Below are 11,635 nucleotides of genomic sequence, written 5' to 3'. Positions count from 1 at the left end.
GCGCTGTTCCTGTCGCCCCGGGCGTGGGCCGGGCTGCAGAGCGCGGTCCACTTCCATGTCTGGGCGGCGGTGGGGATGGGGCTGCTCTTCGGCGGGCTGCCGGTGGTGCTCGCGCTGACGCGCTCCGGTCAGGCTTCCACGCGCCACGTCATCGCGGTGGGGCAGGCGTTGATGTCCGGGCTGCTCATCCACCTGATGGGGGGCCGCATCGAGACGCACTTCCACATCTTCGGCTCGCTGGCGCTCTTGGCCATCTACCGGGACTGGCGGGTGCTGATCACGTTCAGCGGCGTGGTGGCGGCGGACCACTTCCTGCGCGGTGCGTTCTGGCCGGAGTCCATCTTCGGGGCGCACGCGAAGGAGTCCTGGCGGTGGATGGAGCACGCGGCCTGGGTGGTGTTCGAGGACATCTTCCTCATCGTCTCCTGTGTGCAGGGCCAGCGGGACCTGAGGGCGTCGGCGGTGCGGGAGGCGCAGTTGGAGCTGTCCCGGCACGCGGTGGAGGAGCGGGTCGTCCGGCCGCTGGTGGGCTCCGCGGACGCGCTGCGCGACTCCATGCGGACGCTGGCCAAGTCCACGAAGGAGCAGCGTGCGGACCTGGCCCGTCAGGCCCGCGCGCTGAACGAGACGCAGGTGACGGCGGAGCAGATCCGCCAGACGTCGCTCGTGGCCTCCGAACAGGCGACCCGCGTGCTGCGCTCGACGGAGGAGGCCGGGGACGTGGGCGCGGCGGTGGAGGACGCCATTGGACGCAGCGTGGAGGGATTGGCGGAGATCCGCGCGCAGGTGGAGGACCTCTCCGAGCGCATCCAGGGGCTCGCGGCGTACACGGAGAAGATTGGCGGCATCACCCGGACGGTGCAGGACCTGGCGGACCAGTCCAACGTGCTGGCCATCAACGCGGCCATCGAGGCGGCTCGGGTGGGCGACGTGGGCCGGGGCTTCGCGGTGGTGGCGCGGGAGATCCGCAACCTGTCGTCGCAGTCGGTGGCGGCCACGCAGCAGGTGCGCTCGGTGCTGGAGGACACGCGCTCGCGCATCCAGGGGGTGGTGGATCTCACGCGCCAGGGAGGGGAGCGGATGGGCCGGGGCATCGACAGCATCCGGGAGTCGGGCGACCGGTTGCGCAGGCTGTCGGGTCTGGTGCAGGGCAACGCGGATGCCGTCCGCCAGATTTCGGCGTCGGTGAGCCAGCAGTCGGCGGGCGTGTCGCAGATCTTCGCCGCCGTCACGGATTTGACCGCGATGATGGAGGCGTCGGTGGCCCGGGTGGAGGCCACCCACGTGGCGGCGGACACGCTCCAGCACGTCACCGACCAGGTGCACGGCGTCATCGGTCTGTATCAGGGCGGGACCTGATACGTCACCGACAGGCCCCCCTTCCATGGAGTACATGGAGGCCATGACCTCCAGACTCCGACGTTTCCTGTCGTTTTCCTCGATTCCTCTCCTGTTGAGCTGCGGCGCCGCCGCGGTGTCGGACGGGTCCTCTCCCGCGTTGGCGTCGCAGGGGCAGGAGCTGGCCACGGGCACGCCCGCCGGCAACGGCGTGGTGCTGTTCCTCAACGATTACTCGACGACGCTGGCGGTGTTGGACATGCAGGTGCCGTTGAACCTCCTGGCCGCGCAGAGCCTGATGGACTGGCGCGAGGGCCCGGACGGCGTCCTTCACACCGGGGATGACCGGCGCTTCGTCTCCATCGAGCAGGTGGACGCGGTGCCCAACGTGGGTCCGGCGGCGCTGGCCGCGCTGGAGGCCTACGCGCGGGGCACGGGCCGGGTGGAGCTGCCGGTGGACGGCTGGGTGGGCACGTTCCAGGGCGTGACGTTCAACGTGGCCGAGGCGCGCCGGGCGCTGGCGGTGGCGAACGCGCAGAGCGCGGGGGCGTTGCAGTCGAACTACGGCGTGTCCTCGGCGGCGGCGAACGCCATCGTGGCGGCGCGGCCGTTCTTCCACATCCTGAAGCTGGGGCGGCTGCCGGCGGTGGACGGCACGTCGCTGCAGAACCTCAAGACGGCGACGCAGCAGGCGGCCGAAGGTGAGCCCTGCACTGGCGCGGCGACGTGTCAGACGGGCCTCTGGTGCAACGGCATCCCGAACGACGCCTCCAGCCCGTATGGCCGCTGCATCACCACGGCGCCGACCCCGGGGGACGGCGAGTCCTGTTCGCTGTTCGTGCCGTGCCAGGCGAACCTGACGTGCCACGGCCTGGCGTCGGGTGCGACGGAGGGCTGGTGCCGGCCCGCGTGGATGGAGGGCGAGTTCACGGCGTATTCGGACCTGACGTTGCAGGGCAACACGACGCCGCAGGTGTCCTCGCAGCCGGTGGTGGGACTGGCGACGGTGCCGGAGGACATCACGGTGGAGCTGGACCTGGCGCACAACAACCCGTCCAAGCTGGTGCTGACGCTGGAGGATCCGGGTGGGGAGACGGCGCTCCTGTGGGACGGGCCGAACGAAGGCACGCCGCCCAAGCGCATCCCGGTGACGCGCGGCATCCCGCGTGATGGCACCATCAACGGCCTGTGGAAGCTGCACGTCGTCAACCCGTCGGGGGTGGGCAACGGCAAGCTGCGCGAGTGGACGCTGAAGCTGAACAGCCGCTGGGACTGATGCGGTCGTGATGGAGGGCCCAGGGGCCGGGGATGGACGTCCCGGCCTCCGGGGGTTGTTGTGCATCAGGGGGAAGCGCGTCCGCCAATCGCAGGGAAACGTTCGTAGGCGCGCAGGAGCGCTTCCAGGTGGGAAGGGTCGTCAAGGTCGAGCGGCGCGTCCGTGAGCTGGACGATCCATCCTCCCGTCGAGGTCCGCCGAGCACGCGACAGCAGCTCCGCGTCGCGCGCGGGGTCCGGGAACCCGAGGGTCCGCGCGGTGGCGGCCGACCAGTAGTTCAGCCACCCAAGATGATGTGGGATTTCGGGTGAGAGGATTTCCTCTGGAAGTTTGAGCACTGGCAGCCCCCGTGGGGGAACCCGTGGCTCATCCGATGGATGGCGAACCTGGAGAGCCATTGTCGCCCCCATGCCATCCGGCAGGATGCGTCCCCAGAAGCTGTGAGCGCCATGCGCTATTTGCTCCAGCAGCTGTGCCGACGCCGAAATTCCAATTGGGTCCATGGGCAATTCCGCGTGGACCTCAAGTTGCGGCGTGTTGCCAGGAGAGATGCCGGCCGGCCTTCCCGAACCGAATACCGTCACGGGGTGGTTTTCGTCACCATTGCAAAGGAGCGGAAACCGGCCGCGAGCAGCTGCCTCTTCAAGCCATGAGTCGCGCCGGGGTAATGCGATGGGGCGCCCTGTTTCATCAATCCGCCACTCCAGGCGCAAGCTGCGGAGCGCCCGTTCCATTCCATGAACGACACCCAGAGGGCGGCTGTCGTCAACCGTGAGGGCAGGCGCGTAGGCAACGAGGATGAGAGAGCGCGGCGTGGCCGACATGTCAGCACCAGTCCATGACGACGACGTTGAGGGTGATATCCCGATCGCGCAGGGCGTCTCGGTGCGCGGCGCTGCTCACTCCAATTCGGAAGTCGAATCCGCAAGCCTTGGCGAGAGTTCGTTCGCGCTGCAACTCGGGGAGCTGGTTCTCGATGACCTGCGTCCGGAGGAAGGTCGGGTATGTGTCGAAGTTGTCGGTCTTCACTTCCCACAAAAGGCGCTGGCGGAGTTGCAGTGCATCGAACCGCTTCCCGTTGACAAGCACATCCGAACCGGGAAATTCATTCTTCGGAACCTTGTCGGCACACAGGTTGTGGAGGGCGTCACCGCCCAGGTGAGGTACGGGCCGGGGCGTACATTCGAGACGGCGTTCGTGCGGCTCAGGGGACGGGGGCGGCCCTGGCGGAAACCAGTCCTGTCCTGAAGAGGCGCCGTCCGGTTTGGGCCGTCGGGACGCCAGGGACTGCTGCTCCGCGGACTGCGTTCCAGTCGCGGGCTCCGCTGCCTCTCCAGCGGTCCCTTCTTCGGGGTAGGGCCATCTGAACTCGTACGCGTCCAATTGCTCCTGGATGGCGACCGCCACCACCACCGCGCCGATGATCAGCACCGCGCCGACCGCGATTTCAGGCTGCGTCAGCAGGCAGATGCCGACCATCGTCTCGAGCGTGACGACATCCGCCGAAGCGACGGGGCAGCGACGCTGGGTATCGCGGAAGTGAATCCTGCGGGTGTCGAGTGACTGGAAGCACCGCTCCACGACCAGGGGCCAGGATTGGGACGCCTCACGGACGACGCATCGCCCGTCGTCCCTCCACGGCAACGTGGCTGCTTTCTGGAGGTTCGCGAGCCGTAGGGACCCGGCTGCCGACGCGTTCGGCCTCGGCGCGGGTGTCGCGCACGATGCGAGAAGGAACAGGAGGACGCCGCAGGCTCGGACACGCATGGTCATGCTCCTTCAATCAAGCGAGGACGCCGTGGGTCAAGGCGGCTGCAATGCAAGCAAGGGCGTCCGACGAACCAGGGCAAAGAAAAAGCCCAGCACCCGTGGAGGGCGCTGGGCTTCAGAGGGCCTTGGGGCCGGGGATTACTCCTCGGCCTCCTGGGGCTCCTCGAAGTTCACGTCGAAGTTGACGCGCTGGCCGGGCTCGATGGTGAAGGTCTTCTGCCAGCGTGACGGGCCCACGGTGACGAGCAGGCGGTGGTAGCCCTCGTACACGTCCAGCTCCTCGACGGGGACGGTGCCCGCGGGCTTCCCATCGATGGTGACGTTCGCGCCGGCGGGGCCGCGCACGTTGATGAAGGCCTTGTTGAGGAAGAACTGGAACGCGGAGCGACCGGTGGCTGCCACTGTCACGGTGCGCGACACGGAGATGCCGAGCGCGCCGTTGGTGAAGGTGAGCAGGTGCCGGCCCGGGGGCAGCGGCACGGACAGGGGCGTGCGGCCCAGCAGCGTGGTGGTGCTGTTGAGCGTGACCTCCACGCGCGGCTCCACCGTGAGATCCAACATGCCCATGACGGGGCCCGCATCCACGATGCCGGCATCCTCCACGCCCGCGTCCTCGACACCCGCGTCGAAGGGAGCGGCCACGACGGCGGGGATGCCCGCGTCGAAGGTCTCCACGGTCATGGAGCCCTGGAGCTGGCGCTGGATGACCACCGCGCCCGCGCCGAGCGTCAGTGCCAATCCGCCGACGACATAGGGGATCCACGCCCGCGAGGACTTCTGCGCCGGTGCGGCCACCTGCGCGGTGGGGCTCGCCGCGCCGCCGAAGATGGGGCCCGCCGGACGTGCGTCAGGGGTGGACGCCGCACCGTGCGTGGGCGTCTGGGCCTGCGTGCCCTGCGTGCCTGCCTGCGCCGAAGCGTGCGCGCCCGGGGTGGAGGCGGCACCCTGAGCGCCTGCCTGCGCCGAAGCGTGCGCGCCCGGGGTGGAAGCGGAGCCCTGCGCGCCCGCATTGGCTCCTTGAGCCTGCGGACTCGCGGTCGATGCCTGCGCGTTCGCGGGAGGCGAAGAAGCCGAGGCCTGCGTGTCCGCCTTCGCGTTGTGCGAGGCCGCCGCCTGCGCGCCCGCGTTCGCACCGTGCACGGACGCAGCACCCGACGAAGCCGCGCTTGAGGAAGCCGCCACCGCGCCCGTGCTCGTCGCCTGCGCACCGGACGCCGCGGTGCTCGCCGCGCCCGTGGACGCCGGAGCCGAGTTCACCTCGGGCACCAGGTTCTTCACGGGCTCCGCGAGCCCCGCGCCCTGCGCCAGGACCTCCGCGATCTGCGGCGCCGGCATGCCGGCCTTCGCGAGCGCGTCCGCGATGCCCAACTCGATCGTCTTGCGCCGCGCCGCGCGCGCATCACTCTCCGGCGGGAACAGCTTCGCCAGGTGCTCCGCGAAGGACTCGTGCGTCGGCAGCTTGCCGATGGCCTCCACCACCGCCTCGCGGAACGCGAGCGCGGAAGGGTAGCGCTCCAGCGCGCGCTTGGTCGTCGCCCGGCGCACGACGGCGTCCAGCTTGAGCGGCACGTCGGGCGGCATCGGCGGCAGCGCGCGGTTGAGCACCGCCTTGTCCGGATCCGCCGACTCCTTGAAAGGCATCTTCCCCGTGAGGCACTCGTGCAGCGTGAGCCCCAGCAGGAACACGTCCGACTGCACGTTGACGGCTTCGCGTCCGCCTAGCAGCTGCTCCGGGGACGTGTACGCGCGGCGGTTCTTCACGCGCTTGCCACCGCGTTCGCGGGGCGCCACGGAGAGCGCGCCGTAGCCCGTCACCTTCGTGAAGCCGCTGAACGACACCATCAGCGTCTCGGGCCGGATGTCTCCGTGCACCAGCGGCGAGCCGTCGTCGTTGCCCGCGACGTGCGCGTAGTGCAGGCCCATCGCCGCATCCGCGACGACGAGCGCCGCGAACGCGGGCGACATGCGCGGATGCACTTCGAGCACGCGCCGCAGCGGCTCGCCGTCCGCGAACTCAGTGACGCGCGCGAGCCCGCCGTCCAGCTTCTCCAGACCGTGGACGCGCAGGATGTTCGGGTGCTCGAAGACGAGGGCGCGGTTCGTCTCCTTCTCCAGCCGCGCCACCAGCTCCGGGTTCTGGGCGATTTCAGGCGGTGCCCAGATGAGCACCACGGGACGGGGCGTGGCGCCGTCCTCCAGCGCCAGTCCGAGGAAGGCCCGCGAGCCCTCTCCGGCGAGGAGGGGACCGAGTGATTGGTAGCGAGGCGAACTCATGGGAACGGCATGCTAGTGCCCTTCCCGTCGATCCTGGAATCCCCGCGTAACGACTACAGCCTCTGCCCTTCGAACGGCAGCGTCAGGTGGTACGCGTAGCGCCCGCGACGCACGAGCAACAGCACGCTACGCCCCCGTCGCGCCGTGAGCAGGCCTTCACGGAAAGTGTCAGCCGTGGGCACCGGCTGATTGTTCATCCGCAACAGCACATCCCCCGGCTCCAGGCCAATCTCCGACGCGGCGGAGCCCGGACGGACCGCTGAAATGGCCATCCCGTTTTTATTCTCCTTCACCCGCAGTCCTAGACGTTCCCACGCCAGGGTTTCAAGCAGGCGGGCTGGAAATTCAATCGGCGTGACCTGCACCGTACGGTTGCCGCCTGCTCGGAAGAGCACCAGGGGGAAGACCGAGCGGGCGGGATAACCGCGCACGCGCGAGTCGAAATCCTCGGCGTCCTGGATGCGCGAGCCGCCCAGTTCGGCCACCACGTCACCGCGTTGGACGCCTGCCTGCGCGGCCGGGCTGTCGGGCTCCACGTTCGTCACCACGGCGCCATACGTGCGATCCCACCCGAGCCGCGCGGCGACCTGCGCGGGGAGGTTCGCCGTGTCCATGCCCACCCACGCGGGGCGCACCTTCCCGAAGCGCGTGAGCTCTTCCACGATGCGCCGCACCTTGTCCGCGGGGATGGCGAAGCCGATGCCCTGACCGTTCGCGTAGATGGCGGTGTTGATGCCGATGATCTCCCCGTCCACGTTGAGCAGCGGCCCGCCGGAGTTGCCCGGGTTGATGGCCGCGTCCGTCTGGAGGAAGTCGTTGTAGACGCGGTCGTCGGCGCGGAAGGTGCGGCCGGTGGCGGACACCACGCCCGCCGTCACCGTCTTGCTCAGGCCGAACGGGCTGCCAATGGCCACCACCGTCTCGCCAATCATCAGGTCGGAGCTGGTGCCCAGCTTCGCGGTGGGCAGGGGCTCCTTCGCGTTGACCTTGAGCACGGCCAGGTCGTTGTTCGCGTCGCTGCCCACCACCTCCGCGTCGAACGTGCGCCCGTCCGCGAGCACCACGTGGATGGCGGACGCGCCCCGGATGACGTGGTCGTTGGTGACGATGATGCCGGACGCGTCGATGATGGCGCCGCTGCCCAGGCCCTGGATGCGCTGGCGCGTCTCCGGCTCCGCCAGGCCCTGGCCGAAGAACTCCTCCAGCGGCGAGCGGGCGCGGCCCCGGAAGCGCGACTCCACCTCCTGTTCGGTGCCGATGTAGACGACCGCCGGGGAGACCTTCTGGACGACCTCCACCACGTCGCTGCGGCGCCGGGAGAGGTCCGCCTGCGCGGGGAGTGACAGGGCCAGCCCCACCAGCAAGAGCCCCCACCGGATGTGTCCTGCCCTCATGCCCTTCCTCCGTGCGCCGCCAGGAATCGTCTCCCGGAAGACAGTCTGAATGTCGGGAAGGCCCCAGCCATTCCCGGGGTGTCTGGATGCGGCGTCCCGCTCTTCATAGACCAGGGACCTGAAGGTGCAACCGTGAGCGAACGCACTTTCAGGCAGAACGTCCCGGCCCCCGTCCGATTGCGCACCTGGGGGTGAGGGCGGGCCTGAGCCTGCGTCCCGGCGCGGCGTGTTTCTTGAAGCCCGCGGGGGCAGGAGTCCTGTCACATGAGTCTCGTCCTGGTCGCGGATGACGAACCGGCGGTGTTGGAGGTGCTGAGCCAGGTGGTGGAGGACCTGGGGCACGACGTCGTGCGCGCGCGGGACGGGGAGGAGGCGCTGGCGCTGGCGCGCTCGCGAAGGCCGCAGCTCGTGGTGACGGACCACATGATGCCGCGCATGAGCGGCATGGAGCTGTGCAGCCGGCTGAAGCAGGAGCCCGGCCTGCGCGAGGTGCCCATCATCCTGTTGAGCGCGGTGCTCCAGCACGGCTCGCCGGACTCCACTGCGTTCCTCAACAAGCCGTTCGAGATCAACGACTTCGAGGCGCTGATCCGCCGCGTGCTGGAGAATGCCCCGGGGACGTCCCGCGAGGCCGCGACGCCGGTGGAGGCGCTGGGCCAGTGGGTGGCGCGCACGCTCCAGGGCCCGCTGGAGGTCGCGCGCGAGCAGCTCCTGAAGCTGGAGGGCCTGTCGCCCCCGAAGCAGGACGCGGTGCTCGCGCTGGGCGCGCAGCTCCAGTCGCTGGAGCGGATGGGCCAGTACCTCCAGGACGCGGCCAGCCTGAGCGCGGGCAGCCTGACGTTGCATCCGGTGGAGGGGGAGCTGCGCGGGCACCTGGAGGCCTCGGTGGCGCGGTGTCGCACGCGGGGGCCCGAAGTTCCGGTGGAGCTGTCGGTGCCCCCGGAGCCGGTGGCGCTGCGCTTCGACGTGGTTCGCCTGGGGCAGGTGTTCGACGTGCTGTTGTCCAACGCGGCCCGGCAGGGTGGGGCGCGCGTGGAGCTGCGGGTCTCCGACGAGCGCGTGCTGGTGCGGGTCAGCGACCCGGGGCCGGGCATCCCCGAAGCGGAGTTGCCCCGGCTGTTCCAGCCCTTCCCGGACGGACCGGCCCGGGGCGAGTCGTTGGGGCTCTACGTGGCCTCGGAGCTGGCGAAGCTGCACGGAGGCTCGCTGTCGGCCGAGTCGGTGCCCGGCCGGGGTGCGACGTTCAGCGTGTCCTTGCCGCGCGGGGCCTGACGCTCAGGCCTTCTGCGACTTCAGCATCCAGCCGATCATCTTGTAGAGCAGGCGGGCGCCCACGTTGGCGTCCCACTCGCTGCCCTCGGGGTCGGGGGCCACCTCCGTCAGGTCGAAGCCGACGATGGTGCGGCCTGAGCGCACGACGCCCGCGACGAGCGCGGTGGCCTCCGGGAAGGACAGGCCGCCGGGCACGGGCGTGCCGGTGTGCGGGCACAGCACGGGGTCCAACCCGTCGATGTCGAACGACAGGTAGACCTGCTGCGGAAGCTTGTCGACGATCTGCTTCACCTGCTGGTTCCAGGGCAGGCCGTCGAAGCGGTTCTGCTGGAGGGTGGCGTCGAAGAACGCCTGGATGCGTCCGCCGGAGGCCTCGATGTAGCGGTGCTCGTTCTCGCTCATGTCGCGCAGGCCGACCTGGACCAGCGTCTTCACGCCGGGGATGCGCTCCGCGACGTTGTAGAAGATGGACGCGTGCGACCAGGTGAAGCCCTCGTAGGCGACGCGCAGGTCGGCGTGCGCATCCAGGTGGAGCACGCCCATGCCAGGGTACTTCTCCGCGTGGGCCTGGATGATGCCGAAGGAGATGGCGTGGTCTCCGCCCACGGCGGCCACGCACTTGCCCTGCTCCAGCCAGTGCTTCGCGGTGCGGTAGACGTGGTCATTGAGCTTCTCGCTGAAGACGTTGACGTCGCGCGCGGCGGCGAGGAGTTCCGGAGTGCCGTCCTCGATGCCACCGGCCTCGATGACGACCTGGGCGCGCTCCTTGGCCTGGGTGTTCCAGGCGTGCAGCTCGGCGGGGGCCTCCAGCATGGCGATGCCGCGCTCGTAGGGGCGGCCGGTCTCCACGTCGAACAGGTCCACCTGACGGCTGGCGTCCAGCAGGGCGGCGGGTCCGTCGGACGTGCCTCCGCCGTAGCTGGTGGTGGCCTCGAAGGGCACGGGGATGACGACGACGTGCGCCTCGTCGGGGGAGTGGGGGAGGCCGAAGATGCCGGAGCCCGGCTGCGCGGCGGCGGCGGGGTCGAAGTGGGTAGCCATGGCGGCGCAGGATACGGTTCCGCCTCCCGCGTGCAACGGCTTCCGTGATGCCTGGCTGCCTGGGGGCTACAGTTCGGGCCCCAGGCCGTGACAGGAGGGGTGAGATGGCGACGAAGCAGGCGAAGCCGGTGAAGCGCAAGGGCCGGCTCACGGTGGACGACGTGCGGGAGCTGGCGCTGGCGCTGCCCGCGACGGAGGAGCGTCCCTCCTACGGCACGCCGGGGTTCCGCGTGAGCAACAAGCTCTTCGCGCGGGTGCTCGACGACGATTCCATCGTCATCAAGGTGGACTTCGACCACCGCGAGGCCCTGCTGCAAACCCAGCCAGACGTCTTCCGGGTGACGCCGCACTACCAGGACTGGCCCATGGTCATCGTGCAGCTCACCACGGTGAAACGGCCCCTGTTGCAATCCCTGCTCAAGGAAGCCTGGCGCCGGTGCGCCTCGGCGAAGGTGCTCAAGGCGGAGCTGTCTTCCTCGCCTGAAACACCCTCACCGCGCACGGCCAGGAAGCGGAGCCCCGGGCGCAAGGCCTAATCATCCCAGCGCACGACGATCTTCCCCACCGTGGTGTTGCCCGCCATCCGCTCCAACCCGGCGCGGATGGCCGTCATGGGCAGCACCTCGTCCACGACGGCCTTCAGCGCGCCGGAGTCGAACAGCGGAAGCAACTGCCGCTCCGCCGCCTGCGTCAGGGCCATCTTCTCCTCCGCCGGCCGGCTCCGGAGCACCGTCCCCGTGATGCGCAGCCGCTTGCGCATCACCACGCCCAGGTCCACGTCCGCGCGGCTCCCCGCCACGGAACCCACCTGCATCAGCCGGCCCCGGGGCGCCATCGCCTTCAGCGACTCCGGCAGGTAGTTGCCGCCCACCAGGTCCAGGCACACGTCCGCGCCCCGGCCTCCCGTCGCGGCCAGCACCGCGTCCGCGAACACGGGCGGCGAGGACTCGCAGACCACCGTGCGCTCCACGCCCCACGCCGACGCCCGCGCCAGCTTGGAGGCGTTGCGCCCCGTGCCCACCACCCGCACGCCCATCGCCCGGCAGAGCAGGGCCGCCGCGGAGCCCACGCCGCTCGCCACCGCGTGCACCAGCACCGTCTCCCCGGGCCGCAGGTCCGCCTGGAGCACCAGCGCGTCCCAGGCCGTGAGGTACGCCTCCGGCAGCGCCGCCGCATCCGCGAAGTCCATCCCTTGCGGCATCCGCAGCACCTCGCGCTCGTGCGTGGTGAGCACCTCGCTCCACGCGCCCCCTCCCACCAGCCCCATTAC

At 70.0% G+C, this 11,635-nt stretch carries 10 protein-coding genes; 4 read left to right on the top strand and 6 right to left on the bottom strand.

All coding sequences use genetic code 11. From position 1 onward, the window contains the following. Both D7X74_RS33000 and D7X74_RS32995 read left to right on the top strand, forming a co-directional pair. Positions 1-1,359: methyl-accepting chemotaxis protein (locus D7X74_RS33000; protein ID WP_120536981.1), on the top strand; the 1,359-nt coding region annotated here is incomplete at its 5' end. A 43-nt stretch (positions 1,360-1,402) separates the two neighbouring features. Then, positions 1,403-2,614 carry a proprotein convertase P-domain-containing protein gene (locus tag D7X74_RS32995; RefSeq protein WP_120536983.1) on the top strand — a complete coding sequence of 404 codons (1,212 nt, stop codon included), beginning with the start codon at positions 1,403-1,405 and terminating at the stop codon, positions 2,612-2,614. A gap of 65 nt (positions 2,615-2,679) precedes the next feature. Here the strand turns inward: D7X74_RS32995 and D7X74_RS32990 are convergent, their stop codons facing one another. The 4 genes from D7X74_RS32990 to D7X74_RS32975 form a co-directional block, all read right to left on the bottom strand. Then, the gene (locus D7X74_RS32990; RefSeq protein WP_120536980.1) at positions 2,680-3,438 is read right to left on the bottom strand and encodes a DUF5953 family protein; all 759 of its coding nucleotides are present in this window, start codon (positions 3,436-3,438) and stop codon (positions 2,680-2,682) included. Position 3,439: 1 nt separating this feature from the next. Further along, positions 3,440-4,195, bottom strand: a complete 756-nt coding sequence (locus D7X74_RS32985; RefSeq protein WP_370450829.1) for a DUF6310 domain-containing protein — start codon at positions 4,193-4,195, stop codon at positions 3,440-3,442. Positions 4,196-4,522: 327 nt separating this feature from the next. Beyond that, on the bottom strand, positions 4,523-6,658 hold the full coding sequence (locus D7X74_RS32980; protein ID WP_120536978.1) for a serine/threonine-protein kinase: 2,136 nt from the start codon (positions 6,656-6,658) through the stop codon (positions 4,523-4,525). A gap of 53 nt (positions 6,659-6,711) precedes the next feature. Continuing rightward, positions 6,712-8,052 (bottom strand): trypsin-like peptidase domain-containing protein, encoded by a 1,341-nt coding sequence (locus D7X74_RS32975; protein WP_120536977.1) that lies wholly within the window; start codon positions 8,050-8,052, stop codon positions 6,712-6,714. 264 nt (positions 8,053-8,316) lie between these two features. Between D7X74_RS32975 and D7X74_RS32970 the strand changes: the two genes are divergently transcribed. Next, complete coding sequence (locus D7X74_RS32970; RefSeq protein ID WP_120536976.1) at positions 8,317-9,324, top strand: hybrid sensor histidine kinase/response regulator; 1,008 nt, start codon at positions 8,317-8,319, stop codon at positions 9,322-9,324. Between the two features lie 3 nt (positions 9,325-9,327). Here D7X74_RS32970 and D7X74_RS32965 read toward each other — a convergent pair whose 3' ends face one another. After that, a complete protein-coding gene (locus tag D7X74_RS32965) occupies positions 9,328-10,365 on the bottom strand; it encodes an agmatinase family protein (RefSeq protein WP_120536975.1) in 1,038 nt (345 codons plus the stop codon). A gap of 104 nt (positions 10,366-10,469) precedes the next feature. Here D7X74_RS32965 and D7X74_RS32960 point away from each other — a divergent pair, with 104 nt between their 5' ends. Next, positions 10,470-10,901: an MmcQ/YjbR family DNA-binding protein gene (locus tag D7X74_RS32960; protein ID WP_120536974.1), complete on the top strand. Its 432-nt coding sequence runs from the start codon at positions 10,470-10,472 to the stop codon at positions 10,899-10,901. Here the strand turns inward: D7X74_RS32960 and D7X74_RS32955 are convergent. Continuing rightward, positions 10,898-11,635: zinc-binding dehydrogenase (locus tag D7X74_RS32955; protein ID WP_120536982.1), on the bottom strand; the 738-nt coding region annotated here is incomplete at its 5' end. The genes D7X74_RS32960 and D7X74_RS32955 overlap by 4 nt on opposite strands.

The sequence above is a fragment of the Corallococcus sp. CA047B genome, from assembly GCF_003612065.1.
GTDB lineage: Bacteria > Myxococcota > Myxococcia > Myxococcales > Myxococcaceae > Corallococcus > Corallococcus praedator.
The sequence above is the reverse complement of the archived record's forward strand: the minus strand, read 5'-3'. Positions and strand labels throughout refer to the sequence as shown.